This is a genomic window from Vibrio sp. R15-SG3-ISO1A, assembly GCF_059833955.1.
The window spans coordinates 68,325-95,182 of record NZ_JCBDGH010000033.1 but is presented as its reverse complement, the minus strand read 5'-3'; the positions used below and the strand labels follow the sequence as shown (position 1 = coordinate 95,182).

Below are 26,858 nucleotides of genomic sequence, written 5' to 3'. Positions count from 1 at the left end.
GGCTTATCGCCGATATAAGCCGCAACAGAACTGAAACTAAGACCATCATGAATATAGTGGGTATCGCGATTGGCGCGACCGGATTATTGTTACTGTGCCTGTTTCTTTGGATGCTGGCACTCTCGCTGCGTAAAAAGCGTTTAGAGAATGAGCGTAAAGCGCGCGATATGGCGCTACGAAAAGCCATCGAGAAGAATCGTAAGCAGGAAAAAGAGGAACGCTTGTATAAAGCAGAGTCTGGCCATGTCCCGACGATTCTGTATTTAGCGAAAGAAGCGGAGCGCCATAACATTCAAGAAGCCTTGTATTGGTATACCAAAGCGGCCAAACAGGACAATGTGACCGGGATGTATGGCGTGGTGCGTATCAGCAATCGCATGAAACAAGATGTGATCTTGAAGGAGCAAGCCAAGTATTGGCAAACGTGCATTGCCGCCCATGAGGGGAGTCTTCCTCATCGCTTTGAGATGGGGGTAGCGCTATTCCACGGCCGTGGCGTCGAGAAAGACATTGTGAAAGCGCTAGAGACGATAGAAAGCGCCGCCAAGCAAAACTTTGTTGATGCGATCAACTTCCTTGGCGACTGGTATATTGCACCGAATAACCCACAGACCAATCCGACAAAATCGACGGACTATTTTCGTCGCGCTGCGGCGCTGAAAAGCAATGAAGGTCGAATGAAGTTAGGTCTGAATTATATCTACGGACGTGGTGTTCCTGTCAGTCACGAAAAAGGGTGTTACTGGCTCGAAAGAGCGGCGGAAAAGGGCTACCTTGAAGCGATGTACCGTGCCGGTGAAGCTTGGATGGATTACCGCCCCAATGGCAACTCAATCGCTTATATTTGGCTGTTTCTAGCGGCGCAACTCGGCTACGAGCAAGCCAGATTGCTACGCGATCAAGTGGCGTTAAATATTGGTGTGGACACTGTGGTCGGCTTACAAGCCTTATCGAAACCCATGTTGAAGAAGATTCGAGAAAAGAAAGTCAGCAAGCATTCGATTATTCGCGCGCTGAACAAGCTCTATAAACGCAAAATTCCGTTGTTAGAGCAGGAGCTATCGGTCTTGAGTAAAGATGATCTATTGAGCAAAGAAGCGCTGCACAGCGAAGGCGATTCTGCGTTACCAGAGTCGCAAACAGAGACGCTCCAGCCAGATCCTTCTCGGCAAGGTGAAACGCAAGGTCAAGGTGAGGAGCGTACAACGAGCGACCCACTAGACTTCAGTCAGTCACATTTTGCTCCGACATCTAAATCATCCGGTGATTGAACCGAACCGACGAATGATTGAATGTGTAACAATAAAAAAGGCTCCCAGTTGGACTGGGAGCCTTTATCGTTTATGCAGGTGTGATTATGCGTTCTCTTGATTGTGTTTCGATTTGCAAACGGCTGCAGTAAACACAACGTCGGTTGAACTGTTCAGCGCGGTTTCCGCGGAATCTTGCACAACACCAATGATAAAGCCGACCGCGACGACCTGCATCGCCACTTCGTTTGGAATACCAAAGAGGCCACACGCCAAAGGAATCAGCAGCAATGAACCACCGGCCACGCCCGACGCGCCGCAGGCAGAAATGGATGCCACAATACTTAGAAGCAAGGCTGTCATTAGGTCAACTTCAATACCCAGGGTATGAACCGCCGCCAACGTCAGGGTTGTGATGGTAATGGCTGCACCTGCCATGTTGATGGTGGCCCCGAGTGGGATGGACACGGAGTAGGTGTCTTCATCTAAATCCAGCTTTTCACACAACGCCATGTTGACCGGGATATTGGCTGCACTTGAACGGGTAAAGAAGGCGGTAACGCCACTTTCACGCAGACATTGGAATACCAGCGGGTATGGGTTTTGACCAGTCTTTACTAAAACAATCAGTGGGTTGACCACCAATGCGATGATTGCCATCGAACCAAGTAATACCGCCAGAAGGTGTGCATAACCAGCCAGCGCTTCAAAACCTGTGGTTGCCAGTGTTGAAGAAACGAGACCGAAAATACCAAAAGGAGCAAGACGGATAATGAAACGAACGATTTGCGATACGCCGTGGCTAAGATCTTCAAACACGGCTTTCGTCGTACCTGAAGCATGATGCAGAGCCAAACCAAGACCGACAGCCCAAGCTAGGATACCGATGTAGTTTGCACTCATTAGCGCATTGACTGGGTTGTCGACCAACTTAAACAGCAGCGTATTTAATACTTCACCAATGCCTTGCGGTGGTGTAGCGCCTTCTGCACCCGATACCAGTGTCAAGGTGGTAGGGAACAAAAAGCTCAGTACGACGGCCGTTAGCGCGGCGGTTAATGTGCCAAATAGGTACAAAACCACGATAGGACGCATGTAAGTGTGTTGGTTTTTCTTTTGGTTGGCGATAGACGCAGCCACCAAAATGAAAACCAAGATAGGCGCGACGGCTTTTAGTGCGCCGACAAATAGGCTTCCAAGTAACCCGACACTTTGAGCAGACTCCGGAGACACGGTAGCCAGTCCAACACCAAGGATGATACCGGCTAGGATCTGTAGCACCAGATTTCCGCGCGCAAAGCGGGCAAAAATAGAGTTGTGTTGCATATGTATCCCTGCAATGAATAATTATCTGAGGTTATAGTTATTCCAGCTATTCCTAGCTGAAGCCGATATACTAGCGTGTTGAAATAATGTGTCTAGAATTAATTGAAACATAGATGAAACAATTGGATTTTTATCAAAGTTGTAAATTATATGTTACTAGTGTGGTGTGTTTTACAATAAAAGAATGATAAGAAAAAGGGAGCATACGCTCCCTCAGTGTTGTCTCAATTGGCCGTATTCGGCATAGACGTTAGTGGTGGTGCTTCATCCCGCTCATCACCTTTTTCACCGGAGCGGTAAAGGTTTGTGCCTCGCCATCTAGGTATTCAATGGTCACTTCAATCTCTTCACCCTCGACCAAAGGCGCCGTTAAATCAAACAGCATAATATGTAGGCTACCCGGTTTCAGTTCCACTTGCTCGTGCGCTGGCACGGTGATGCGCTCAATTTGGCGCATTTTCATCACATCGCCCTCTTTGATCACATCATGTAACTCTACTTTGCCTGCCGCACTGGTGGAGGCGGAGGAGATAATTCGCTCCTTATCACCTTTGTTCATTAGGGTGACAAACACGGCACTGGTTACCGCTGCGGGCGGCGTGGCACGAGCGTAGGCATGGTGCGTCATGACATCGGTATTCGCAACGACTGAAGCGCTCATTAGCAACGAAGACAGTAGAAGTGTAGGCAGTTTCATCAGGCAATCCTTTCTTTCTCAATCAATTATTTTTTATCAGCCTGCTGGGGCTGTTTGGTCACGGTGTTAAACGCCTCAACAATAGGCGCGGGCGTAAGAGTGTGGGGGACTTTGGTCAACAGTGTCCCATTCGGCGCTAAAAAGTAGAAGTAGGAGCTGTGATCGAGTGTGTAACCCAGCTCAGAGTTTTCCAGTTCGGTTTTTCTAAATATTACGCCATAGCGATGGGCGAGCGGGGTGGTGATCTCAAGAGGCGCCGAGAGCCCTTCTATTGACGGATGAAAATACTGCGCGTAGCGATGCGCATCGGCAGCGGCATCTCGCTCGGGATCTAATGAGATAAACATGGGTCTAAATTGGTGTTGAACCTCTTCACCCATCTGGTTTAGAGCGCCAGCCAGCATGGCCAGTGAAGTGGGGCAGACATCGGGGCAGCGAGTGAACCCAAAGTAAACCACACGGATACGTGGGTCGGACGAGTCAAAAATATCAACGGGTTGGCCTTGCTCACCATACAATATGGACGCGTCACGGCCATCATTGGTTGGGGTGACCTGCGATTGGTGATCGAGATAGCTTTTAAGGCCAAATCCCAGCGCAAAGGCGACGACTAAAATCAGGGACCAATTTCGACTCATCTTTCCATCCTTACTGAGAGTTTATGGTGGGTTTGACCGTCAGAGACGGTGCCATACCAAGTCATGGCGTCTGTCGTACAGACGGGGAGTAGCAGTTCGCCTTGATATTGCCCATCTCCAGTCCGCGCAAGCAAAAACTTTGGCGAACCCATCTCCATTTCAACGCCTTGGAGTGACAGAACCAGCGATTGAGCATCGTTGTTTGGCCAGGCGACAGTGACGGTGGTCGGCAGCAGAGGCTGACTGGTGTCTTTATCCGCGTGAATCGACACCGTGCCTAATTGACACGAAGAGGTGGTGAGAGCGCAGTACTCACTTAAGTCGATGGAAGTGTCTTGGTGGCGGGCTGTGCTCAACCAATGATAAATGTCACTGGCAAAGTAACCGCCACTGAGCGCCATGAGTACCAGTAGCCACTGCCAATGGCCTTTCCCGTGTATCGAAAAGCTTGATGTCATCGAACCGCCTCTCACATAAAAATTGTCACATCGACAAACAAGAGTGGCGGGATGTTACCACAGCTCAACGTGAACGCTGTATGGCTGGCAAGGATTTGTGCGCAAAATCAATGCTTTTTAAGCAAACCGTAGATAGCGTGGCTTAATAAGCGGCCATCAATATTTTCCTGATGGCTTAAGATTCCCTCAAGGGTCATACCGCAACGTGTGGCGACGGCGCGGCTCGCGTGATTGTCGACCGCAGCGCTCAGTTGGACTTTTTCCATCTGGTATTGGTCAAAGGCGATGTGCGTCAGCGCTTGAACCACTCGCGTGGCAATCCCCTTACCTTGATGGTGTTGGCTTATCCAGTAGCCCACTTCAACGCATTTCGTGTCATGGTTGATGCTATTGAAACTGCAGTTACCAATAATATCGCCATTGTAGAGGATGGCGCAGGTCATGGATTTGCCATCGGCGTAATCATGTAAGGAGCGTTGAATGAACAGGCGAAAATCTTGCTCTGTTTGGCAATGGGCAGGCCAAGCTAGCCACTGTGTTAGGTAGGGCAGTTGCTCTGTGACCAACTGAGCATAGTGGGCCGCGAACGACTCATGAACCAGTGCCAATGAGACTTCGTCATCAACCTCATAACGAAACATGCTTGCACTCCTTTGCAAAGAAATAACGCGCTCGTTTGAGTGCGTGGGTGATTATTGGTTGTTGATGTGCGCTTTGAAACGAGCTTGAGTTTCTGCGTCGGCTTTGTTGTACCAAAAATGGAGCATTTCTTCGGCCGTATTGCTGTCAACTTGTGTGGTAGGGGCTGGCGTGGCAACTGAAGCCGTAGCAGCGACGGTAGAGAGTGCTGCGACACCACCTTGGCGGTTGTACTCGGCCAGTTCGATTTGGTGGTTGCGCCCAAGTTGAAAGCCATCTTTGACCAATTTATCTTGTTTGGTCTCCAGCGTGTTGCCACTCTCATCTATAAGTGACCACTCGACATGACTGATTTGCTTGCGCGCCTGGTTTTCATTGCGGTATTTAGGCAGAGCAAATTCCAGCTTAATGTTTGAAGCGTTGAAGGTGCCAACGAGCGGATCGCTTTCTAAAATAACGCGATCATTACCTTGGTCAAAATAGGGTTGGTACTGGAACAAAATTTGGTTCTCACCATCGGGTAGGGTCAGGGTTTTCGACGCAGAGAAAAACCCGCCTTCTAGTTTAGGGCTAGCGTCATTGACCACTAATACATTAATGGTATCAGGAATGGAAAGGGTGACATCGGCAAAGGCTGCGCTACTGATCAATGCGGTCGCAGCGAACAGGCAAAATTGATTTTTCATGGTATTCCCTAATTACAGAGTAGCCTATGAAACAGGCACTTAACTCATGCATCATCGCGCGTATCGGGCGTCGATTTCAATAACCTTATGTGAGAAGTTTGAAAATTTAACACAATCTTCATTGGCGTAAAGGTCGCACACCGATGAGACAGGATTCTGTATGGTTTATTGTGCGGCGCACTTCACGGTAATCTCAAAAAGGTTTTCGCTATAGTGTAGGAATGTTCAATTCAACAGGAGGATAACGCTATGACAAGCAGCATGCTGGTCGACTTTTTCGTGCGACAATCAGCATTAGACAGCAAACTCGTGTTGTCGTCGTGGTACAACTTGGACTACTGCCTTTCCCTGCTCAGCAAAGAATCCTCATCACTTTGATCCCCTTTGTCAGCGCCATGCGCTGCGAGAAACACAACCGTTAAATACATTTTAAGATCGTCACTGCGAGATGCAGCATGTGCATGCTGATCTGGCACGCTAGCGTATCGCGAGTTCCTGGCGATCAATCAAAGGATCAAAAGATGAAACGCATTCCAGAACCGTTCCGCATCAAGATGGTGGAACCAATTAAAATGACCACCTACCAAGACCGAGTTGAAGCGCTCAATGAGGCTGGACTTAACCCGTTTTTGCTTAGAAGTGACGATGTGTACATCGACTTGCTCACCGACTCTGGTACCGGGGCGATGAGTGACAACCAATGGGCAGGCTTGATGCTGGGGGATGAGTCTTATGCGGGCAGCCGCAACTACTACAACCTTTGCGCGGCAGTTGAGCACTTTTTTGGCTATAAACTTACGGTTCCCGCACACCAAGGCCGAGGGGCAGAGCAGATTCTCTTTCCCGCGTTGATTGAAAGAATGAAAGTAGTACGCGGTGGTACTGAGCCTGTCTTTATCTCCAACTACCATTTTGATACGACCGCAGGTCATATCGAGCTAAACGGCGGCAAAGCGATTAATGTTGTCGATGATCGCGCGTTTGATACCACCAAGCCGTACGACTGGAAGGGCAACTTTGACCTCGATAAACTGCAAACCACCATAGAGGCTCATGGTGCCAACAATATCTGTGCGATCATCACGACGGTGACGTGTAACAGCTCGGGCGGGCAACCTGTTTCCATGGCCAACATGCGTGCGGTCTACGAGATTGCTTCGAAAAATGACATTCCAGTGGTAATCGATTCCGCGCGTTACTGTGAAAACGCCTACTTTATTAAGCAACGTGAAGTCGGCTATCAAGATAAGTCGATACTTGAGATCATCCGTGAGATGTACCAGTACGGGGACATGTTGACCATGTCGGCGAAAAAAGACCCAATGGTGAACATTGGTGGTTTATGCTGCATTCGAGATCATGAAGAGTTATTCCAAGCAGTGCGCACCCGATGTGTGCCGATGGAAGGGTTTGTTACCTATGGTGGTATGGCGGGCCGTGACATGGAAGCGCTCGCACGTGGTCTCTATGAAGGGGCAGACGAAGATTTCCTTCACTACCGCATCTCTCAGGTTGAGTATCTTGGTGAACGTTTGCAACAAGGCGGTATTCCAATCCAAACGCCAACGGGTGGCCATGCGGTGTTTGTCGATGCGGCGAAAATCTTGCCTCACATTCCAGCGGATGAGTTTCCTGCCCAAGTGCTCTGTAATGCGCTCTATTTAGAAGCGGGTATTCGCGCGGTTGAGATAGGCTCTTTGTTGCTTGGCCGAGATCCTCAAACGGGGGAGCAAAAAGCCTCTGATTTGGAGTTGATGCGTTTGACCATTCCGCGCCGCGTCTACACCAATGATCACATGGATTATATTGCCGATGCGATCATTGCCCTGAAAGAGCGCGCACATGAACTCAAAGGATTGACGTTCGATTACGAGCCGCCAGTGCTGCGTCACTTTACGGCGCGTTTTTGCTCTAAGTAGTGGAGTCTATTTGGTTAAATAGCCTTTCGCGTATAGAGCTGGTCACTTAGATAACTATTTGCCTAGGTAACTGTTCACCTAGGTAACTGTTCACATAAACAACAACGCGCCAAACGGTTTAACACCGAGTGGCGCGTTGCTTTATCAGAGCGTGGGTTAGTGATTGACCGCGCGCACTTTACCTTGTTTCAAGCTGTTGAGTACCTCAGCTTTAGGCCCGTCAGCGATAATACTGCCTTTTTCCATCACGATGACTCTGTCGACGACATCAAGCATTGAGGTTTTATGCGTGATAAGGATCAGCGTCTCGCTCGATTTCAATTGAGAGAGCTGCTGCTTGATATGCATCTCAGACCGATTATCCATTGCGCTGGTGGGCTCATCCATCAACAAAACGGGTGGGCGGCCAAGTAAGGCTCGCGCGATGGCGACGGATTGTCTTTGGCCACCGGAAAGCAGCATTCCACCTTCGCCCACTTGCCTTTCTAGCCCGGCAGGGTCTTGTTGAGTAAACACGGTCACGCCAGCGCGGTTAGCCGCATCCATCACATCGCGATCATCGGCAAGCGGTTTGCCAAGCGTAATATTATCGCGAATCGAACCGTAGAAGAGCTGACTGTCTTGCGGCACACAGCCAATGTTGCGTCTTACGTCGATGTGGTGCATTTGGTCTATGTCCGTATCGTCGATGCGCACGTGTCCTTCAGTGGGTTTGTACAAGCCCATGATCAAGCGCTCAAGTGTGGTCTTGCCTGAGCCAATTCGACCTATGATCGCCACTTTTTCACCTGGGTTGATAACTAAACTGAGGTCACGAATCGACGCGATGGGTGAGTCAGGGTAGTGAAAGGTGACTTTATCAAGCTCAATCTTACCGTGTACGATTGGGCGGTGAATGTAGCGTTTACCCTCTTCTTGTTCGTCAGGCATCGACATGACTTGCTCAATGATGGTCATAGAGGATTTGGCTTGGTTGTATCGAGTCGAGAGCAGTGACAGCTGCACCATAGGGCCAATTGCTCGACCGCTCAACATGGTGGCAGCAATCAGACCACCCATGGTCAATTCACCTTCAGAGATCAAATACACGCCAAGAATGATCATCCCAACGTTCGACGCTTGCTGAACAAATCCCGCTGTGTTTTGAATGCCATCGGTAATTCGGCGACTTTTGATGTTCCAGTTGGCCATGTGGGCAACGGCTTCTTCCCAGCGGAACTGAAATTGGCTTTGGGCGCCAAACAATTTCACGGTTTCCAGCCCAGCCAAACTCTCAATCAAGTTCGCGTATTTTTGCGATGCGAGTCTTGAACCCTCTTCGATGGTATGACGCAAAGGCCCTTGAATCAGCAGTGAGTAGATGACCAGGATCACCACCCCGACAATCGGTACCAGCACCAAATTACCGGCCATTAGCCAAATCAGAAGCAAAAACAGCAGCGCAAAAGGCAAGTCAATCAACGAGCCTATGGTTGCCGAGGTGAAGAACTCACGAATCGATTCAAACTCTTGTAAGTGGCGAGCAAACGCGCCCACGGAAGGGGGGCGAGACTCCATTCGAATCCCCATCACTTTGCTAAAGAGTTTGGAGGAGATGAGAATGTCCGACTTTTTGCCTGCTACATCAATGAAGTAACTTCTTAGTAGTTTGAGCACCAAATCAAACAAGAAGATGACAAAGATCCCGCTCGCCAACACCCACAAGGTTTCAAACGCCAAGTTAGGGACCACTTTGTCGTACACCAAGCGGGTAAACATTGGCGCGGCAACGGCGAACAAGTTGATGAGAATAGACGCAATTAACACATCTCGATAAATGCGTTTCGATTGCCAAATGGTGCTCCAGAACCAGTGACCCTTTTTGGTATTGAGCACTTCGGGTGAGCGCTCATCGTAACGGAATTGCTTTTTGACCAAGAAGTAGCGGCCAATGTAGAGCGCTTCGAGTTCATCCATGCTGATGGAAATCGGTACAAGGCCAGATTCACCTGTAACGATTTCCGCTTCGCTGCCTTCGTCATTGATGCTGTTGAGAACGCACGCGTCACCGCTTTTAAGCAGCAGTACAACGGGCAATACCAATTGGGGAATGTCGCTCAGCTTTGAGCGGTTTTCTTTCGCGACTAGACCAGCCCGTTCAGCCGAGCGCGGAAATAGGAAAGGTGTGAGCTTCCCGTCAGCAAGAGGCAGCCCATTAATGAGTGCCTCTGGAGAGTTCGCTAAACCATAGTAGCGACTGACGTAGATAAGCGAATTTAATAGCGGATCCTGCATGCTAACCCTTTGTCGTTATTTATCTACGATGAAGCCTTGGAAGACTTCAATAAAGTGTTCAGATAGGAAATCAAGCTGCGTTTGTGTTTCCACTCGCGAGGCGATGGTCTTGATACCCAAATTATGCGCAGTGCGCGAGATAGACGTCAATGTGAACTTCTGCTTTTCATCATCAAGGTGATGAGTGTAGAGATAATCCAGTTTCACGTACGCAGGACGGAACTCGTTGATGTAGTCGAGCGATTGGAAATTCCGGCCGTAATTATCGACACCAAAGTCGGCGCCAGCGGTACGAATGGCATTACAAAATAGAGCAGTGTGGTGCGGCGCATTGATAAAGCAGTTTTCTGGAATCTCAAAGTGGAGCAGAGGGGCGACTTTGCTGTGCTTGGCTAAATATTGAGATATCCAGCGAATGAAGCTTGGCTGGGAAATACTGCTTTGCGACATATTGATGGCAACGGGTTCTTTGAATTCGCCGCGGCTTAGCTTGTCCACCACCGATTGAATGACGTACTCATCAAAGATGTGGCTTGCGCCCAATTGTTCAAGCGCAAACAGGTATTGGTTGGCGGTATAACGCTCATCGCCTTTCTCAATCGCAGAGAACACCTCGCGGTGGTATGTCTGTCCCCAGGAGTCGTTCGCGGCCTGGAACCTAAAGGAGAACCAATCGTTGCTGATCGCCTCTTCAACCAAGTTTTTCCATTGCTGTTTGCCCATGAGATTTTCAGTGTTTTCACCGGTCACATAGCCATAATTGGAATCTGGGTTTGCTTTGGCTGCTGCCAACGCGTTATCAAGCATGGTGAGAATTTCAGACGTACCGCGCGATGTTTTGCTGTACACCACACCCAGTGAGACATTAGCGGTCGCCATGCCGGTAGGATCGGCACTGACATCTTGCACAAAGGTAATGATGCTGTCCGCCATCAGTTTGAGTTCACTGTCATCGATGTTAGGAAGGATGAAACCGAACTCTTCAGACGAGATGCGCGCCAATGTCGCTTCCGGCGAGGAGATAGAGACTTTTAGGTGATCGGCCAGCTCTCTGACCATGCCATCACCCGCTTCATAGCCTTTTTCCTCATACAGTTCACGGATAAAGCTCGCCTCTAAAATAGCAACGCCACCCATTCCGCCTTCGGTCAACCATGCGTTCAATTGGCTCATGTAGTAAGCGCGGTTGCCTAATTGAGACACGGGATCGATGTAGGCACGTTGTCTTAATTGTTGTGCTTCTTGAGCTTGCGCTTTAAACGATTTCTCTACTTGAGCAGACATGCTGTTGATGCCATCGACCACGTAGATGAGATCTTTGGTCGCAGGGCGGGGAAGAGGTTCGCCGAATTGATTCTTCGCCACTTGCTCCATTTTGGTGACGATGAGCTGGAGCGGTTTTAATGCGCGGCGCAAGATGAAAGAGATCGCAAACAAGCCAATGAGGAAGATAAAGCAGAACGCATAAACCAAACGTTCGAAGGCAAGCCATAGCTGGGTGTAGGCATCCCCAGGGTGGCTGACAATTTCGACTTCCGCTAGTTGCATCCAGCCACTGGTTACCACACGTCTATCGTGAATGGTGTCGAACAGCTTAAGGTCGGTAAACCAGGTTGGGACATTGTTTGGTTTGATTGGGTAGGCGCGTAATATCTCATCGCCAGTATCGAGGAAAATCAGACGAACGATAGAGTAGCTACTGCCATCAAACAGCGCATTAATAACGGATTCCACCGCGACTTGGTCCTTATTCTCCAAATAAGGAGCCAAAGCCAAGCCGACCGTGTTGATGGTGTTATTCACTTCTGAGCGCTGTTGCTGCTCTAAGTTGTTTCGCGTGGTGTTGAATTCAATGATAAAGACCGAGATCATTAACATCAAAAAGACCGCAATCATTCCCGCGACAAGTTGTTTATATAACGTCATATTGCCTACTCATCATAATTGACTATTGGTTTATTGAGTTTGAGCGATTTTTCTCGCGCACGGAGATCGTTCCATAAGCTAAGTCGGGACGATTTTCCTGCTAACTGTCCGTTTTTCGACTTCATTAACCAGAGGTTTTTACCATTGAAACTGTAGATCGGTAGTAGATCGCGGCGGGTGGAAGCGCGGCGAATCTGCGGGTTAATGTTGTCGAGAAGTAAAGGTTCCGCACTGGGTGATGAATAGTAGGCGAGAACCATGTGAAATTGATTCAGTTCGATGGCTTTAACATACACCAGCCTCAATTTTCTGTCTGAGACGCCAAGTTCAAGCAGTGAAAAATATTTGGCAATGGTGAAATCTTCGCAATCGCCGGCGTTCGCGCCTAAAAATTCGAGCGGCGTCGCCCAATAGTCGGCTTTGCCCCACAGTCTGTCATCGTTAACGAAGTGAAGCTGATTAAAAAAGTTGTTCACTTTTTCAAGTTGTTCTGTCTCCGGTAGCGATTGATATTGTGAGATTTCGTTGCGCCAGGTTGCTACGCGCTTTGCCGCTCTTGGGCCATAGACTTTATGCACAGCCGACACCCATCGTTGCTCTGATGTATTCAGAGCAAACGACGTGGCGGAGCTTATAAGCATAAGCACTAAGGCCCAACAATACTTCATCGATTACAGGCCGCTTTTGTGTACGTTAGAGTTGTGCATTCACTATTCCTTTAGTGCGTTACTTTTTGCGCTCATGATCGGTTTGAGTAGATATTCCAGCACAGTGCGCTTACCGGTAATGATATCGACCGACGCTGTCATCCCAGGGATGATTGGCAGTGACTCATCTTTGTTTAATGACGTTTCACTGGTCCGCACACGCACCAAATAGAAGCTATTGCCTTCTTCGTCGGTGGTGGTATCCGCGCTGATGTGCTCAAGAGAGCCTTCTAATCCGCCGTACTTGGTAAAATCATAAGCAGAAAATTTCACAATCGCGTTGAGGTCTGGCCTGAGGAAAGCGATATCTTGTGGCGCAATCTTGGCCTCGACCAACAAGGTATCTTCACTCGGTACGATTTCAACGATGTCCATGCCGGGTTGGATGACGCCACCGACGGTGTTGATATTGAGCGTTTTGACGGTACCAGTAACAGGCGACGTGACAATGGTGCGATTGACTCGGTCTTCGAGGCCAACGGTCGACTCGGTCAAGGAGGAGAGTCGGTCTTGCGCATCATTGAGTTTTTCTTGTTGCTCGGAGCGAAATTTCTGCGCCGCGTCTATGCGTGCCAACATTGACTCGCGAATGGACGACCGTAGAACAGGTACTTTCAGTTCACTTGAGGTCAACTCTCTGCGCGTATCGTTTACCTGGCGTTGCAGTTTGAGCAGCTCAATGCGAGGTACTACGCCTTCTTCCGCAAGTGGTTCGGTGATTTCGAGCTCTTTGCGTGCAAAGTCATAGCTGTCTCGCAGGTTTCTTACACGTGCTTGAATTTCTACTAAGTCTTGTTGCTTCTGCTTAACCTGCTGATCTATGACAGAGATTTGGTTACGCAGATTATTGAGATCCTGACGGTATTCAGCCCGTTGGCGAGCGACGAGTTGAGGCTGACGTTCTTCCAGAATCGGCGGGAAGGCGAGCTTACTGAAGTCGAGTTGAACGTTACTTTGCCAGTTGCTGTCGTCGAACTCTTCATTCACTTCAACACTGGTAATGGATGCAGAGAGCTGCAGAACACTGGCGGTCAGGTTGGCGACTTGCTGCTCTCGCTCGCGAAAGTCAGAGCGAAAACGGGTGTCATCGATGAGTAGCAGTTGTTGGCCTTTTTGGACGATTTGTCCCTCTCGAACGAGGATTTCTTTCACCAAGCCGCCTTCAAGGTTTTGCACGATTTGGACTTGAGAAGAGGGAACGACTTTGCCTTGACCTACGGTCACTTGATCGATCTGTGCCCAAGAGGCCCACACACCGGCCAAAATAAAAAACAGCACCATGACCCAGAGCATAATACGTGCGCTGCTCGGGGTGTTGAGTAGGAGGGCCGCGGTTTTATCATCGACGTAATCCAACTCATCCGGAGTGAGCTTGTTGTAACCGCTCTTACTCATTCGCTATCCTTTTCAATTTTGGTTATTTAATTGATTTTATTACTCAACCAGCAAAATGTTAAGAAAATGCTTATAGAATGTCGTGCTTTATATGTTTTTTGAGTCCTTGCCATTGAGTTTAGTTCCTTCATCGGGTGTTTCACTTGAGTTATACGATTTATGGGCGCACAATCAGCAAAAATTTATCGTCGCGGTCAATGAGGAGAAAAGATGGAACTGGAAGACATTCGTCGTGAGTACACTAAAGGCGGTCTGCGCCGTAAAGATTTGTCTGCGGACCCGATTGAGCAATTTGATCTATGGTTAAAGCAAGCGGTAAACGCCAAGCTCACCGACCCTACCGCCATGACCGTCGCGACAGTAGATGCCAACGGCCAACCTTTTCAGCGCATTGTGTTGCTTAAGCATGTCGACCAACAAGGGTTTGTCTTTTATACCAATTTAGGCAGTCGCAAAGCTCAGCACATTGAGGGCAATGCGAAAGTCAGCCTCCACTTTCCTTGGCACCCACTCGAGCGCCAAGTGCACATTACTGGCGTGGCGGAGAAGCTGAGTGTTGTGGAGAACATGAAATACTTCTCTTCAAGACCCAAAGAGAGTCAAATTGCGGCCATTGCCAGTAAGCAGAGTAGCCGTATTTCGGCACGCGGCATCCTAGAAGGTAAATACCTAGAGCTAAAAAAGAAGTTCGAAAAAGGTGAAATTCCGGTGCCCAGCTTCTGGGGTGGTTATCGCATTCGTCCAGAGAGCATCGAGTTTTGGCAGGGAGGTGAGCATCGTCTGCATGATCGTTTCTTGTTTTCGAAACAGCAAGACAACTGGCTGGTGGATCGTTTAGCGCCGTAGCCGTCTACACAAAACATTCAGTGTAAGAGACACAAAAAATGCCACAATTGTGGCATTTTTTATTGCTACTCGAGCTCACAGAGACTTGGCTTCAGCGTTAGTTAATGTCTCGTACCACTCGAAAACCGACATAGTTGGTGGCGGTAGAGTCGGACAAATAAAGCTGCTGATGAGCGGCGGACATATCCGGAGCAAAGTTCCAAGCGCCACCCTTGGCGATGTGACGAGCGCTGTTTGTCCACTGCCATACGTTGCCCACAGCGTCATACAAACCGAGTGGGTTAGGCTTAAAGGCGCTGACTGGTGACGTGCTCTTGTTTGCCCAAGGGGTGCCACTCCAGCCGGTATTCGCTTGACCGGGAACAAACTTATCTCCCCACCAGTAACGATCTTGACTGCCTGCTCTCGCGGCCACTTCCCACTCTTCTTCGGTTGGCAAGCGGTACAGAGCGCCAGTTTGCTTAGTTAACCAGCGGGCGTATGCATTGGCATCATTCTGGCTGACACACACTACAGGTGAGTTCGCGTATTGCTTGAACCCTGGGTTACGCCAGTAGCTGTTGGCAACTGGGGTGACTTCACCATTGACGATGGCTGTGCAGGTATTTTGCAATTCAGCATCGGTTTGATAGTTGGTCTGCTCTACAAAAGAAGAGAACTGAGTCACGGTAACAGGTGTGGCGCCAATCCCGAAAGCATGATCAAGGTGCGCTTGATAAGACGCGTGTTCACCAATGAAGTAGCGTCCCGGCAAAATGGTGATCATTTCTGGCGCTCGAGTGCCTCCGGGCAAGCCATCTGCGAACTTGTCGCCTGCTTTGAGTGGGTTTTCAATTTCATTTAGCGTCGCGCGCAAGGTCTGGTCTTTGTTGACGCTGAGCGTTTGGTTAAATGGACGGTAGCCTTCTTTCGTTACGGTAACCTGATGTGAACCGACGGGAAGCATCACTTCCAGTGGCGTACTGCCGTAGTGAACACCGTCAATGGTGACCTTGTCGTTAAACAAGTTCGAGCGAACTGACAGCGTCACCCAAGCCACTTCTTGTTCGACGTTGGCGGTGTCATCAAACTGAGTACCCGGTGCAAAGCAGTATTGCTTATCGATGTTGAGCAGTGAACAGGCGGCGGCTTCAGCAGGCCGAGCTTCGAGCTCCACATCCATGATGGTTCGATAGCGCACACCATCGTAAAAGCCGGATTCTGACACACTGTGTCGCAGGACATGAATATTCAATGAGACCGCATTGAGATTGCGCTGAACCAGGTTAGCTTCAGAGGTTTGCTCTGCGATAGAAGCGCGAAACTGTTTGACGGCTTTCTGTAAGGCAAGTTCGCGCGTTTGTGTATCACATTGCGCCAACGTCAATTCGGCCTGACAACGATTGGTGAAACTGATGGGGAGTTTCACTGGGACTTTCAGTTCCGCTTTTAGGCGATCGGCACGAGCACGTAACTTGTCACTGTCTAACCCAAGGATGGTTTGCTGTAGCGCATCGACCGATGCTTGTCTCACCAATTGCTCTTGTTTCAACTCTTCAAGCTTTTGTTCGGCCTCGAGTCGCGACTTTTGGTTCTGTTTGACGTCTGCCCACGCACTTTGGTAGCGCTGCTGAGAGGCGGCGATGTCAATCGCGGGATCATCAATCATGCGTTGATAATCACGTTCAAGCGTTTCTTTGGCTTTATTGAATGCCTCATCCAAGGTTTTGGCTTGTTGAGATAAACGGGTTAACTCGGCTTGCTGATTCGTTACTTGCGTATTTTGCTCATCGAGCGCTTTCTTTGCATCGCTGAGTTCAGAGTGCTTAGTGAACAACTGATCATCAATTTGGATCAGTGAGGTGGGCGCCTCTTCAGCCATCGCATAAGAAGCAACAACACAAGGTGAAAGTGCCAGCAAAAGGGTCGATAAACCTAATCGCATTGTCATTCTTCTACATCAAAAATTAACTAATTGGACCATTCTAAACGAAAACGCCATTTTGTCTTAAGTTATCTTTTAATAACTTAGGGTCAAAATGGCGCTTTCGCTCATCTTTGTGAATTGGGTGCATGTTTATCCGTTGGGACGCAGCTTCACCCAAACCGTGTCATTGGTATTCACTGTGATCACGCGGTTGTATGTTTCAAAGCCATCTTTGGTGACGGTGACTTGATGTTGACCACGAGGTAAGACTACTTCTACCGGTGTGCTGCCGTAGTCGATACCGTTGATCACCACAGCGTCGTTATATTGGTCTGAACGAACGGTAACATTGACCCAGTTCTTCTCTTTTTGCTGCTTATCGGATTGAACCGCTTGTTCACCACGAAGACAGTAGCGAGTCGAAACGCCGAGCAGTTTACATGCCGCAGTCGCTTCGGGTTTGGCTTGCAGCTGTGCTTGCATTTGTGTGTAGTAGCTGCCTGTGCCTTCAAAGCCAGAACGAATGATTTGGCTCTCTTGAACGTGGACGTTAAGTTGCACGTCTTTTTCATTGCGCTTAGCGATATTGGACTCAGTCAGGTTGTCGAGTAGTTTCGCCTTAAAGGTTTTCACCGCTTTTTGTTTGGTGAGGTAATGACCTTGATTGGTACATTCACCCAGTGTCATTGTGGCTGCGCAGGTGGTTTTGTAGTTGGTTTCCAATACATCGCTTTGACGAAGCTCGGCTTCGAGTCGCTTGACGCGTGCTTCCACTTTCTGCTCAGCCAGGTAAGAAAGCTCGGAACTGATGCGCGCTTGCTTCTGCTTGATCTGGGAGAGACGCATTTCGCTTTCAGCGATGGCTTGTTGATTTTCGAGCGAAGCCGACTGGTTATCTTTCACTTGAGCCCAAGCGTCTTGGTACTCTTTTTGGAAAGAGACGAGGTCGATATCAGGATCGTCCAACAAGCGATTGTATTGTTTGTCCAATGCGGATTTGGCGCGGTTACGTTTCGCGTTCAGTTCTTGCTCTTCACGCTCAAGCTTACTTTTTTCATTCTGAAGTTGCTGAAGGCGCTCGGCTTCGGACTTGTACTCCGCTGCCATAGCATCTTGCTCTGATTCTTTATTGTTTAATTTACTGTCGATAGCGGAAACAGGGTCTACCTGAGTACTCTCTTCCGCAAAAGTCGAAGTCGATACCCAAAGTGGGCTTAGCGCAAGCAAAAGCGCTGGGATGCGACGTGTGATCATAAGTCCCTGCAACAATTTAACGTTTAATTCACCAATGTAATATACCGAAAACGATGAACGAATGAGAAAGTGTTTGCACCTCTTCGTTCAAAGCGGTATGGGTAAAAAGACAAACTTTTGACAGTCCTTGGCTCAGCTGTCTTACAGAGGTATCTTTCTTCCATTTATGCACGATGAGTAATACTCAATGTCCAAGTTTATCATTCATTTATGAAAAACTTATCCGTGCATTGCTCATTTTGGGCAGATTAATGAAATATGCAAGCAAAGAATCCCGATATCGAAATAAGAAAAGGGATAGAAGTGACATGAGCCGTAATTTATGTGCGCTTGATCATTCTTCCGATAAAGAAATAAACCTCTGTTCTTGTCGGTAATGATCAGTGTGTTGATGATATTTTCATCGTTTGTATGATCAATGAGCGATGGGCTCGATGGGTTTCGTGTTCGTCAAACTTTGTTATACCATGATCGAGATCACCGGATAGGCGCAAGAAAAAGCTGATGAATAGAGCAAAATCTCAATCCCAAGACACTCAACCTGCCAAAGTTTTGTCGCCTAGACCGGCGGAATTGATCACTCTACCTTCTTATATGACCTGCCATGACCACAGTTATACGCAAGTGGTTATTGGTCTGAAAGGCAAGGCGGAGTTTGAGGTGAATGGCTATGGGAACTATGTGGGGCCAGGGCAGGGCTGCGTCGTCACCTCAGGGTCTGATCATGCGTTTGGTGGCGTAGTAGAACAATCGGATATCTTGGTCCTTAACATGCCTATGCCGACGTCAGACGACCCTTTGATGCTCAATAAAATCAACGATCTGAGTCAAAAAGACACCTATTTCCAACTCGATAGCCAAATTCAAAAGTTGATTCAGATGCTAGTGTGTGAAATGCAATCGAACCCTGATGATTTGTTGCTTAGCCGCGCCTGCAACGATACGGTGGTGGCTTTATTGCAAAGACACATGTCTGCCTTTGAGACGATTCGCAAGGAGTCACGCTTTGATCTTGAGTCTATTGACCGCTATATCGACCGGCATCTCAGTCAGAAGATCTCCGTGGCTCAGTTAGCGGGTAGCGTGTTTCTTGGTGAAAGCCAGTTTCACAACCTCTTTAAAGAACAAATGGGGATCACCCCACATCAGTATGTGCTAGGTAAACGTATTGATATGGCCAAGCTACTGATTCAACAAGGTCAGCTTTCTCTTGGTCAAGTTGCGGAGCTCACTGGCTTCTCTGGTCAAAGCACCTTCACTCACACCTTTACCCGGCTGCAAGGCCTCTCTCCATCGCAATACAAGAAACAATTCGGTTAAAAAAGAAAACAGTTCCGATGCTTTGTTTTGCTGATTTGAGTGTGATTCTGTTTTTGTTTTGTTAAAAAACGTAGAATTCAGCAAAAAGCTCGGAGTTTTTGACAAGTATTCCACTCAAGCTCAAAATACACTGCTTGCCATTGTGATCAACAAATTCAAAGCATTCTCCGCTTTGAGCCGTTTCCGACAGACGTCGGGTGTGAGATTGAGGAAAACGCATGTTTACAGCAACGGATGTGTTAAACGCCGAGTTTGTTCAGCAACCGCTAGACAAACTTTGGTCGTTGATCTCGCCACTTTACATGGTGGACGAGTCGCAATGGTTAGAACAACTACTTCCATTGGCCACGCCAACAGAAGACGAAAAACAAGCCACACTAGAGAAAACAACGCAGCTTATTAAAGCGATTCGCGCAGACAAAAAAGCCATTCAAATGATTGATGCGCTGTTGCTTGAATACAGTCTAGATACCCAAGAAGGGATCTTGTTGATGTGTCTGGCAGAGGCGTTAATGCGCATCCCAGATGCGGCCACCGCTGATGCGCTCATCCGCGATAAACTCAGTGTCGCCGATTGGAAATCTCACTTAAAACACTCAGATTCTGTTTTTGTCAACGCGTCAACTTGGGGCTTAATGCTCACAGGTAAAGTCGTTGGGTTGTCTGAGCCACAAGCGCAAAGCCCAGTCAGTGCGGTAAATCGATTGGTCAATAAGCTTTCTGAGCCTGTGATTCGCAAGGCGATGCATCAGGCGATGAAGGTGATGGGGCACCAGTTTGTTTTGGGACGCACCATCGCTGAGGCGCAAAAAAATGGCCGCAGCATGCGCGACAAAGGTTACACCTATTCATACGACATGCTCGGCGAAGCGGCACTGACGACCAGTGACGCACACAAATATTTCAAAGATTACTTGATGGCGATCGAAGCTGTTGGCAGCGATCACTATGGATTGAAGACCAGCCCAGCGCCATCGGTCTCTATCAAACTGTCCGCGCTTCATCCACGCTATGAAATGGCGAACGAAGAGCGCGTGCTTAGCGAGCTGTATGACACTGTGATGCAGCTTCTGTCACGCGCTGTTGAACTTGATGTGGCGATCACTATTGATGCCGAAGAGGCCGATAGACTTGAGCTGTCACTGAAACTGTTCGAGAAAATCTACCGCACGGATTTGGTGAAAGGTTGGGGCAAGTTTGGTCTTGTGGTGCAAGCATACTCCAAACGCGCGTTGCCTGTGTTGGTTTGGTTGACGGGCTTATCGGCACAAGTTGGAGCAATGATTCCGGTGCGTTTAGTTAAAGGCGCCTATTGGGATAGCGAGATCAAGTGGTCTCAGCAGGCGGGCTATAACAACTATCCGGTCTACACACGCAAAGAAGCGACCGATGTGGCGTATCTTGCGTGCGCGCGATTCTTACTCAGCGAATCGGTGCGTGGTCGACTTTTCCCTCAGTTTGCCAGCCATAACGCGCAGACAGTCAGTGCCATTGCAGTGATGGCGCCGCACAAAGAATTTGAGTTTCAGCGCTTGCATGGGATGGGGGATGCTCTGTATCACCACGCGATGGCGAGCTACCAACAATCAGTGCGCATTTACGCGCCTGTGGGCAGTCACAAAGACTTGTTACCGTATTTGGTTAGACGCTTGTTAGAAAATGGCGCCAACAGCTCTTTTGTCCACCGTTTGGTCGATGCGCGATGCCCGATTGACTCTTTGACACAACACCCGGTCGATATGCTGCTCGCTTTTGACAGCTTCGATAACAAGAGCATTCCTCTGCCTCCCGCGATTTTCCCGGAGCGCAAAAACTCGTTTGGGATCAATATTGACGTTGAAAGTGAAGCGCAGAGTTTTGAGCAGCAAGTAGAGCAATTCTTAGCTCACCGATGGTTTGCAGGGCCGATGATCAATGGTCAAGTGCCGAGCGAAAGCATGATCAAGGAAAGTGGCCAGTCTGTGCCAGTCACTGCCCCTTATGATCGTCGCATTGAAGTCGGTCATGTACTGTATGCCAACCTTGATCATGTTTCCGAAGCGATTGATGTTGCGGCGCAGCATGTTTCATCATGGCGTGTCACTCCTGCAAGTGAGCGAGCACAATGCTTGGAGACGTTGGCGGATCTGTTAGAAACCCACATGGCTGAACTGGTGGCGCTGTGTCATCAAGAAGCGGGTAAGACTATTCATGACAGTATTGATGAAGTCCGCGAGGCGGTCGATTTCTGTCGCTACTACGCCAAGCAAGTTCATGAGCTAGCGCCAATGACCACTACATCACTAAGTGGTGAGCCTCAAACGGTTGAGCGAGTAGGCCGAGGTGTCTTTGTGTGCATCAGCCCTTGGAACTTCCCGTTGGCGATTTTCCTTGGTCAGGTTACCGCTGCGCTTGTTGCCGGAAATACCGTCGTCGCCAAACCGGCTGAACAAACCAGTTTAATTGCGGCGCGTGCCGTTGAGTTGATGCTCAAAGCCGGTTTTCCAGCTGGTGTTATCCAACTTGTGCCTGGGCTTGGCAGCGATATCGGTCACGCGTTGACATCCCATGAAGCGATTGCCGGTGTTGCCTTTACGGGCTCGAATGCGACGGCGCAACGCATCAATCAAACGTTGGCGGAGCGCGATGTTGACCCGGTACCGTTTATTGCGGAGACCGGTGGACAGAACGCGATGATTGTCGACAGTACCGCCTTGCCTGAGCAGGTGGTGCGCGATGTGATTCGCTCGGCGTTTGCCTCTGCGGGGCAACGTTGCAGTGCGCTGCGAGTTTTGTATGTCCAAGAAGACATTGCCGATCGCATCGTCAATTTGATTCAAGGCGCGATGCAAGAGTTGCGCGTTGCGGCGCCTTATCTGCATTCAACGGATGTGGGACCGGTCATCGATGGCAAAGCCAAAGCGAAACTCAATCAACACATTGATACCATGACCCGGACACAAACGCTTGTCGCACAGTTGACGTTGGATGAGACCCATCAGTATGGCGATTTTGTTGCTCCGACTGCGTTTGAGATTGACTCCATTGATGCGCTCAGCGAAGAACAGTTCGGCCCAATTTTGCACATCGTGCGCTTTAAAGCCCGTGAGCTAGTGCAAGTGGTAGAGAAAATAAACCAGACCGGTTTTGGTTTGACGATGGGCATTCACAGCCGCAACGAAACGACCTACCGCTGGATCGAAAAGCACGCTCGGGTGGGGAACTGCTACATCAACCGCGATCAAGTTGGCGCAGTCGTTGGTGTGCAACCATTCGGCGGCCAAGGTTTATCAGGCACTGGACCTAAAGCTGGTGGCCCACACTACTTGTATCGTTTTACCGAGCCACACTACACGCAGGCCGTTCAATCATTAGAGGCAGGAGAATAATCATGATTCATCAAGTGACACGTTATACCGATGCTCTCTCTGCGTTTGAGAATTGGAATCTGACCGATTTTGCCTCTAAGAAGGAGGATGTCTCCTCACTGATTGAAGCGATGGGCAAAGTACAAAGCCCCAGTGAAGACGCAAACTGGAACGCTGGGCTGAACGTCATGCGTTTTCAACTTGCGCGTGCGACATCACTGTTGGCGCATTGCCATGAGTTGTCAGGCCCAACCGGAGAGACTAACGAGCTCTACACTGCAGGTCGCGGTGTGACGGTTCTTATTCAGGAAGAAAAATCAGCACAAGCGAAGTGGTCTGTGTTTGCGCAACTGACGACGGCGTTGCTCGCGGGCAATAGCGTCATCTTATGCAGCGATGACGACACACTGTGCACAGTGTTAGAAGACGCCTGCACTCACTCATCACTGCCTACTCATGTGCTGCAGGTCGCCCCATTAGAGGCGCACCCGCAGCTATTGGAATCCGATATACGCTGTATCGGTTATGTCGGTCAAACGCAGGCGCTTGTTCGCCTCAACCGACAACTTGCGAAACGTTCTGGCGCGATTGTCAGTTTGGTTTCGGAAACGGATCTATCCGCGCTGCCTGTGGCGCAGGATCCGCATTTAGTGCTGAGGTTTATTACCGAGCGCACTAGAACGATAAACATAACTGCTGTTGGTGGTAACGCTACCTTGCTCGAGCTCGGTAGTGAAAGCCACTAAACCTAAATGCGACATCCTCTTCTAAGGAAGAGGATGTTTAGGGAAAGCGAATTCTAAAAGAGGACAATATAGATGGAAAATAGCTTTGCTATTACAACAACGTTCATCGCCTATCTGATCATGATGCTGGCGATTGGCGTGATTGCGTATCAGCGAACGAAAAATTCGTCGGATTACTTTTTGGGCGGTCGCTCGCTTGGCCCTTGGCCGGCGGCGCTATCGGCTGGGGCATCCGACATGAGTGGCTGGTTACTGCTGGGTTTGCCAGGCTATGCCTACGCAGCCGGTATTGAAGCATTTTGGTTGGCAGGTGGTCTTCTTGTCGGGACATGGCTCAACTGGCTAATCAACGCCAAACGCCTACGCACCTACTCGATTACAACCGATTCTCTAACGCTACCTGAGTTCTTGTCACGTCGTTTCAATGACAACTCAAAATTGATTCAGGTGATTTCCGCATTTTTCATTCTGCTGTTCTTCCTTTTCTATACGAGCTCTGGCTTGGTCGCGGGCGGAAAACTGTTTGAAACCGTGTTTGGTTTGGATTACACCATGGCGGTGATCATCGGTACGGTGTGTGTGGTCTCTTACACATTATTTGGTGGCTTCCTAGCGGTCTCTTGGACGGATCTGGTTCAGGGCCTGTTGATGGCGGCTGCGTTAATGATCGTTCCCGTTGTGGCGATGGAAGGTGGCTTCTCTGATGTGGCTGCTCAGCTCAATAGCATCAACCCGGAACTCCTGACACTGTGGAATGACTCCAAAGGCGAGCCACTCTCTGCTATCGCGATCATTTCGCTTGTGGCATGGGGCTTGGGCTACTTTGGTCAGCCACACATTTTGGCGCGTTTTAAAGCATCTCGCAGCAACAAAGACCTGACGACGGCACGCCGTATCGCGGTGATCTGGACAGGCTTATCTATGGCTGGCGCGCTTTTGGTGGGGATGGTCGGGCTTATTTACGTGACCAATACCGGTGGAAATGTGGATGATGGCGAAACCATCTTTATGTTGTTGGTTAACGCCATATTCCACCCAGTGATTGCCGGTATCCTACTGGCCGCGATTCTAGCCGCGATCATGAGTACGGCGGACTCTCAGTTACTTGTGTCTTCATCGGCGTTAGCGGAGGATTTCTACAAACAAGTGTTTAAGAAAGATGCCAGCTCTGAAGAGATTGTAATGGTTGGACGCGTTGCGGTTGTCGGCATTTCAATTGTCGCGCTCGTATTAGCGATGACACCTGACAGCTCTGTATTGGGTTTGGTCTCTTACGCATGGGCAGGTTTTGGCGCTGCATTTGGCCCAGCATTAGTATTGAGCTTGTACTGGTCGCGCATGAATCGCAATGGCGCGTTGGCGGGTATCATTGTCGGCGGTGTGACAATCGTGGTATGGAAGCAATTGTCTGGCGGTTGGTTTGATGTGTATGAAATCGTTCCAGGAATCGTGTTCTCAACACTATCGATCGTGATAGTGAGTCTATTGAGCGCAGAGCCTGAAGAGTCAGTAAAAGCACAATTTGCTGACTATGAGAAACAGCTGCAAACCCTTGATTAATCAATCATCACTCTGGTGTCTAAAGCCCTGTCCGCAGGGCTTTAGACGTTTTCCAGTCTATTATTTGTACACAGCTCACACTTTTTAAACTAAAGTTTGAGAACTCGGAACTCTGTCATTAAAACTATGTCGATTAAATGGAACGCATAGAAAAGGAGAGAGGACAATGCCACAAATGTACTGCCATTGCTGCGATAAGGTAACAGCGCACAAAGCGGTGATGAAACGATGCGATGAAAACCATGATTCCGTCGTAAAAAGTTTGGCGTGTTTTTTCTCTACTCTTTTTAAAGGCGCACACTACGTGAAAATGGAGCAACAAAGCTTCTGTCGCGTCTGCAACACCCAAGCGACCCATGTCCCTTCGAACCGAGATTTCGACCACGCAAAAGCGGCGTAAGACTCAGACTTTATTTATGTTCGTTGTATAATCCAGCTCGATTGGAATCAAAGCGAGACTGGAGACGCAATGGAATTAGACCGAATAGACAAAGAAATACTGCGCGCCTTAAACATTAAGGGTCGATTGCCCATTGTTGAATTGGCGAAGCAGGTGAATCTCACTACCTCTCCTTGTTCCGATCGTGTGAAACGCCTTGAGAAAGAAGGCTACATCAAAGGCTATCATGCCGAACTCAACCCAGAAAAGTTGGGCTTAGATGTCCAGGTTTTCATCCATATTCGTCTTGATCAAACCAGTTTCTCTATTTTTGATAAATTTGCACAAGCTGTGGCCGATATTCCGGAAATCGAAGAGTGTTACTCTTTGTCTGGCGACTTTGACACCATGATCAAAGTACGAGTGAAAGACATGAAGGCTTATCAGAGTTTCATGTCGAGCAAGATGGGGACATTACCCGGGGTCATTCAAACCCGCAGTGAAGTGGTGATTGAAGAGCACAAAACCAGCTTTGGCATCAATCCAGATCTTATCGCGAAATTGTAAACGGGGCGCTTGAAGCCCCCCGTTTTTCCTTAAGCCCATTTTTCCTTAAGATAGGACTGTGCTTAGCCGTCATTACGTTCGGCAAACTTTTCTAATCCTAGTACCAACCCAACGGCACAAAGCATGAGCACAATCGCCAACAGCCACTGAGAAGACTGGGCAGTTAACGCTTCAAATTCAAACGGTGAGAGGTTGTGCTGTACCAAGGGTACTTGCTCTCCCTTCGAGTTCACTCTCCAACTGATGGTCTCTTTCCAAGGCCAAATTTTCGGCAGGGTACCGAGCATCAGGCCGGTCAGAAAGACCAAAGTGAAGTCCCGAAAACGTCGCAATAGCCAAGATAACAGATGTGAAAAGCTCAATATCCCGACCACACACCCAGTGAGGAACAGTGCCAGGATAGGCAGATCGAAAGCTTTGACCGCGCCGAGTACTGGCGCGTACATGCCAAGAAGTAGCAGGATGAAGCTGCCGGAAATACCGGGCAGAATCATCGCACAGATGGCGATGGTGCCCGCTAAGAACACGTTGAGGTGGGTTGGTTCAAGCTGCAAGGGCTGTAACACTGTGATGCTGTAGGCAAACCCTACGCCAAGCGCGAGAAAAACCAGTCGATTGAGCGATCTATGTTGCACCTGCTTAAGCATGTGTACCACTGACACTAAGATCAAACCAAAGAAGAACGACCAGAGTGGGATAGGGTGATAGGTTAACAGCCAAGAGATCACTTTGGCTAAGGTGGCGATGCTGGTAAATACCCCAGCAAACAAGCTGATGAGGAAAAGGCCATTGATATGAGAAAACGCCGCGGCGATGCCTTCACGCTTCACCACACCGATTAGACTTGGGTTAATACGTCGAATGCTTTCGAGTAGAGTGTCATAGATGCCGGTGATAAAGGCAATAGTGCCGCCAGAGACGCCCGGGACGACATCCGCGGCGCCCATCGCTAACCCTTTTAAAAATGTAGAAAAATAGCTCATCGTTTATGGTCACTTATTCTGTGTGGCGAGAGTAT

Annotated in this window: 21 protein-coding genes and 2 pseudogenes; 10 read left to right on the top strand and 13 right to left on the bottom strand. The window is 49.0% G+C overall.

Annotation, left to right across the window (positions count from 1 at the left end):
- The first annotated feature begins 47 nt into the window (after positions 1 to 47).
- Complete coding sequence (locus AC6R0L_RS05340) at positions 48 to 1,271, top strand: tetratricopeptide repeat protein (RefSeq protein ID WP_500628507.1); 1,224 nt, start codon at positions 48 to 50, stop codon at positions 1,269 to 1,271.
- Positions 1,272 to 1,355: 84 nt separating this feature from the next.
- Here the strand turns inward: AC6R0L_RS05340 and sstT are convergent, their stop codons facing one another.
- The 6 genes from sstT to AC6R0L_RS05310 form a co-directional block, all read right to left on the bottom strand.
- Complete coding sequence (gene sstT / locus AC6R0L_RS05335) at positions 1,356 to 2,576, bottom strand: serine/threonine transporter SstT (protein WP_500626198.1); 1,221 nt, start codon at positions 2,574 to 2,576, stop codon at positions 1,356 to 1,358.
- Positions 2,577 to 2,826: 250 nt separating this feature from the next.
- A complete protein-coding gene (locus AC6R0L_RS05330; RefSeq protein ID WP_500628500.1) occupies positions 2,827 to 3,273 on the bottom strand; it encodes a copper chaperone PCu(A)C in 447 nt (148 codons plus the stop codon).
- Positions 3,274 to 3,299: 26 nt separating this feature from the next.
- A complete protein-coding gene (locus tag AC6R0L_RS05325; RefSeq protein WP_500628499.1) occupies positions 3,300 to 3,911 on the bottom strand; it encodes an SCO family protein in 612 nt (203 codons plus the stop codon).
- The gene (locus AC6R0L_RS05320) at positions 3,908 to 4,369 is read right to left on the bottom strand and encodes a hypothetical protein (protein ID WP_500628498.1); all 462 of its coding nucleotides are present in this window, start codon (positions 4,367 to 4,369) and stop codon (positions 3,908 to 3,910) included. Before AC6R0L_RS05320 ends, AC6R0L_RS05325 begins: the two co-directional genes overlap by 4 nt.
- 107 nt (positions 4,370 to 4,476) lie before the next feature.
- Entirely contained in the window at positions 4,477 to 5,010 is a 534-nt protein-coding gene (locus AC6R0L_RS05315) for a GNAT family N-acetyltransferase (RefSeq protein ID WP_500628497.1), read from the bottom strand.
- Positions 5,011 to 5,061: 51 nt separating this feature from the next.
- Positions 5,062 to 5,694, bottom strand: coding sequence for a DUF2057 family protein (locus AC6R0L_RS05310; protein WP_500628496.1), 633 nt, complete (start codon positions 5,692 to 5,694; stop codon positions 5,062 to 5,064).
- 521 nt (positions 5,695 to 6,215) lie between these two features.
- Here AC6R0L_RS05310 and AC6R0L_RS05305 point away from each other — a divergent pair.
- Complete coding sequence (locus tag AC6R0L_RS05305) at positions 6,216 to 7,613, top strand: tryptophanase (RefSeq protein WP_500628495.1); 1,398 nt, start codon at positions 6,216 to 6,218, stop codon at positions 7,611 to 7,613.
- A gap of 156 nt (positions 7,614 to 7,769) precedes the next feature.
- Here AC6R0L_RS05305 and AC6R0L_RS05300 read toward each other — a convergent pair whose 3' ends face one another.
- The 4 genes from AC6R0L_RS05300 to AC6R0L_RS05285 are packed head-to-tail and all read right to left on the bottom strand — an operon-like array spanning position 7,770 to position 13,915.
- Positions 7,770 to 9,887 (bottom strand): type I secretion system permease/ATPase, encoded by a 2,118-nt coding sequence (locus AC6R0L_RS05300; RefSeq protein ID WP_500628494.1) that lies wholly within the window; start codon positions 9,885 to 9,887, stop codon positions 7,770 to 7,772.
- Between the two features lie 15 nt (positions 9,888 to 9,902).
- Positions 9,903 to 11,813, bottom strand: coding sequence for a bifunctional diguanylate cyclase/phosphodiesterase (locus AC6R0L_RS05295; protein WP_487902927.1), 1,911 nt, complete (start codon positions 11,811 to 11,813; stop codon positions 9,903 to 9,905).
- Between the two features lie 5 nt (positions 11,814 to 11,818).
- Entirely contained in the window at positions 11,819 to 12,481 is a 663-nt protein-coding gene (locus AC6R0L_RS05290) for a transglutaminase-like cysteine peptidase (protein WP_487902928.1), read from the bottom strand.
- A 42-nt stretch (positions 12,482 to 12,523) separates the two neighbouring features.
- Complete coding sequence (locus tag AC6R0L_RS05285) at positions 12,524 to 13,915, bottom strand: HlyD family type I secretion periplasmic adaptor subunit (protein WP_500628493.1); 1,392 nt, start codon at positions 13,913 to 13,915, stop codon at positions 12,524 to 12,526.
- Between the two features lie 210 nt (positions 13,916 to 14,125).
- Between AC6R0L_RS05285 and pdxH the strand changes: the two genes are divergently transcribed.
- Positions 14,126 to 14,761, top strand: a complete 636-nt coding sequence (pdxH, locus tag AC6R0L_RS05280) for a pyridoxamine 5'-phosphate oxidase (RefSeq protein WP_500628492.1) — start codon at positions 14,126 to 14,128, stop codon at positions 14,759 to 14,761.
- Positions 14,762 to 14,858: 97 nt separating this feature from the next.
- Here the strand turns inward: pdxH and AC6R0L_RS05275 are convergent, their stop codons facing one another.
- Positions 14,859 to 16,685: an SUMF1/EgtB/PvdO family nonheme iron enzyme gene (locus AC6R0L_RS05275; RefSeq protein ID WP_500628506.1), complete on the bottom strand. Its 1,827-nt coding sequence runs from the start codon at positions 16,683 to 16,685 to the stop codon at positions 14,859 to 14,861.
- Positions 16,686 to 16,817: 132 nt separating this feature from the next.
- Positions 16,818 to 17,921 carry a PEGA domain-containing protein gene (locus AC6R0L_RS05270; protein WP_334552817.1) on the bottom strand — a complete coding sequence of 368 codons (1,104 nt, stop codon included), beginning with the start codon at positions 17,919 to 17,921 and terminating at the stop codon, positions 16,818 to 16,820.
- A 504-nt stretch (positions 17,922 to 18,425) separates the two neighbouring features.
- Here AC6R0L_RS05270 and AC6R0L_RS05265 point away from each other — a divergent pair.
- The 7 genes and pseudogenes from AC6R0L_RS05265 to AC6R0L_RS05235 all read left to right on the top strand — a co-directional run bounded on the left by AC6R0L_RS05265 (position 18,426) and on the right by AC6R0L_RS05235 (position 25,840).
- On the top strand, positions 18,426 to 19,241 hold the full coding sequence (locus AC6R0L_RS05265; protein WP_500628491.1) for an AraC family transcriptional regulator: 816 nt from the start codon (positions 18,426 to 18,428) through the stop codon (positions 19,239 to 19,241).
- 218 nt (positions 19,242 to 19,459) lie between these two features.
- Positions 19,460 to 22,609, top strand: coding sequence for a bifunctional proline dehydrogenase/L-glutamate gamma-semialdehyde dehydrogenase PutA (gene putA / locus AC6R0L_RS05260; RefSeq protein ID WP_500628490.1), 3,150 nt, complete (start codon positions 19,460 to 19,462; stop codon positions 22,607 to 22,609).
- A gap of 2 nt (positions 22,610 to 22,611) precedes the next feature.
- A pseudogene (locus tag AC6R0L_RS05255) lies at positions 22,612 to 22,696 on the top strand (1-pyrroline-5-carboxylate dehydrogenase); the annotation flags it as partial.
- A gap of 101 nt (positions 22,697 to 22,797) precedes the next feature.
- A pseudogene (locus AC6R0L_RS05250) lies at positions 22,798 to 23,334 on the top strand (1-pyrroline-5-carboxylate dehydrogenase); the annotation flags it as partial.
- 72 nt (positions 23,335 to 23,406) lie between these two features.
- Positions 23,407 to 24,894 (top strand): sodium/proline symporter PutP, encoded by a 1,488-nt coding sequence (gene putP / locus AC6R0L_RS05245; protein WP_500628489.1) that lies wholly within the window; start codon positions 23,407 to 23,409, stop codon positions 24,892 to 24,894.
- A gap of 166 nt (positions 24,895 to 25,060) precedes the next feature.
- Positions 25,061 to 25,294 (top strand): hypothetical protein, encoded by a 234-nt coding sequence (locus tag AC6R0L_RS05240; RefSeq protein ID WP_334552808.1) that lies wholly within the window; start codon positions 25,061 to 25,063, stop codon positions 25,292 to 25,294.
- A gap of 69 nt (positions 25,295 to 25,363) precedes the next feature.
- Positions 25,364 to 25,840: an Lrp/AsnC family transcriptional regulator gene (locus AC6R0L_RS05235; protein WP_334552806.1), complete on the top strand. Its 477-nt coding sequence runs from the start codon at positions 25,364 to 25,366 to the stop codon at positions 25,838 to 25,840.
- Between the two features lie 62 nt (positions 25,841 to 25,902).
- Here AC6R0L_RS05235 and AC6R0L_RS05230 read toward each other — a convergent pair whose 3' ends face one another.
- A complete protein-coding gene (locus AC6R0L_RS05230) occupies positions 25,903 to 26,823 on the bottom strand; it encodes a polyprenyl-phosphate transporter (RefSeq protein WP_500628488.1) in 921 nt (306 codons plus the stop codon).
- Positions 26,824 to 26,858: the final 35 nt, after the last annotated feature.

Coding starts and splice junctions, on each gene's coding strand:
- AC6R0L_RS05325 (WP_500628499.1), bottom strand. CDS start 3,911: ATGAGTCGAAATTGGTCCCTGATTTTAGTCGTCGCCTTTGCGCTGGGA.
- AC6R0L_RS05330 (WP_500628500.1), bottom strand. CDS start 3,273: ATGAAACTGCCTACACTTCTACTGTCTTCGTTGCTAATGAGCGCTTCA.
- AC6R0L_RS05295 (WP_487902927.1), bottom strand. CDS start 11,813: ATGACGTTATATAAACAACTTGTCGCGGGAATGATTGCGGTCTTTTTG.
- putA (WP_500628490.1), top strand. CDS start 19,460: ATGTTTACAGCAACGGATGTGTTAAACGCCGAGTTTGTTCAGCAACCG.
- AC6R0L_RS05240 (WP_334552808.1), top strand. CDS start 25,061: ATGCCACAAATGTACTGCCATTGCTGCGATAAGGTAACAGCGCACAAA.
- AC6R0L_RS05265 (WP_500628491.1), top strand. CDS start 18,426: ATGAATAGAGCAAAATCTCAATCCCAAGACACTCAACCTGCCAAAGTT.
- AC6R0L_RS05230 (WP_500628488.1), bottom strand. CDS start 26,823: ATGAGCTATTTTTCTACATTTTTAAAAGGGTTAGCGATGGGCGCCGCG.
- AC6R0L_RS05340 (WP_500628507.1), top strand. CDS start 48: ATGAATATAGTGGGTATCGCGATTGGCGCGACCGGATTATTGTTACTG.
- AC6R0L_RS05310 (WP_500628496.1), bottom strand. CDS start 5,694: ATGAAAAATCAATTTTGCCTGTTCGCTGCGACCGCATTGATCAGTAGC.
- AC6R0L_RS05270 (WP_334552817.1), bottom strand. CDS start 17,921: ATGATCACACGTCGCATCCCAGCGCTTTTGCTTGCGCTAAGCCCACTT.
- putP (WP_500628489.1), top strand. CDS start 23,407: ATGGAAAATAGCTTTGCTATTACAACAACGTTCATCGCCTATCTGATC.
- AC6R0L_RS05315 (WP_500628497.1), bottom strand. CDS start 5,010: ATGTTTCGTTATGAGGTTGATGACGAAGTCTCATTGGCACTGGTTCAT.
- AC6R0L_RS05275 (WP_500628506.1), bottom strand. CDS start 16,685: ATGCGATTAGGTTTATCGACCCTTTTGCTGGCACTTTCACCTTGTGTT.
- AC6R0L_RS05320 (WP_500628498.1), bottom strand. CDS start 4,369: ATGACATCAAGCTTTTCGATACACGGGAAAGGCCATTGGCAGTGGCTA.
- pdxH (WP_500628492.1), top strand. CDS start 14,126: ATGGAACTGGAAGACATTCGTCGTGAGTACACTAAAGGCGGTCTGCGC.
- AC6R0L_RS05285 (WP_500628493.1), bottom strand. CDS start 13,915: ATGAGTAAGAGCGGTTACAACAAGCTCACTCCGGATGAGTTGGATTAC.
- AC6R0L_RS05305 (WP_500628495.1), top strand. CDS start 6,216: ATGAAACGCATTCCAGAACCGTTCCGCATCAAGATGGTGGAACCAATT.
- sstT (WP_500626198.1), bottom strand. CDS start 2,576: ATGCAACACAACTCTATTTTTGCCCGCTTTGCGCGCGGAAATCTGGTG.
- AC6R0L_RS05300 (WP_500628494.1), bottom strand. CDS start 9,887: ATGCAGGATCCGCTATTAAATTCGCTTATCTACGTCAGTCGCTACTAT.
- AC6R0L_RS05290 (WP_487902928.1), bottom strand. CDS start 12,481: ATGAAGTATTGTTGGGCCTTAGTGCTTATGCTTATAAGCTCCGCCACG.
- AC6R0L_RS05235 (WP_334552806.1), top strand. CDS start 25,364: ATGGAATTAGACCGAATAGACAAAGAAATACTGCGCGCCTTAAACATT.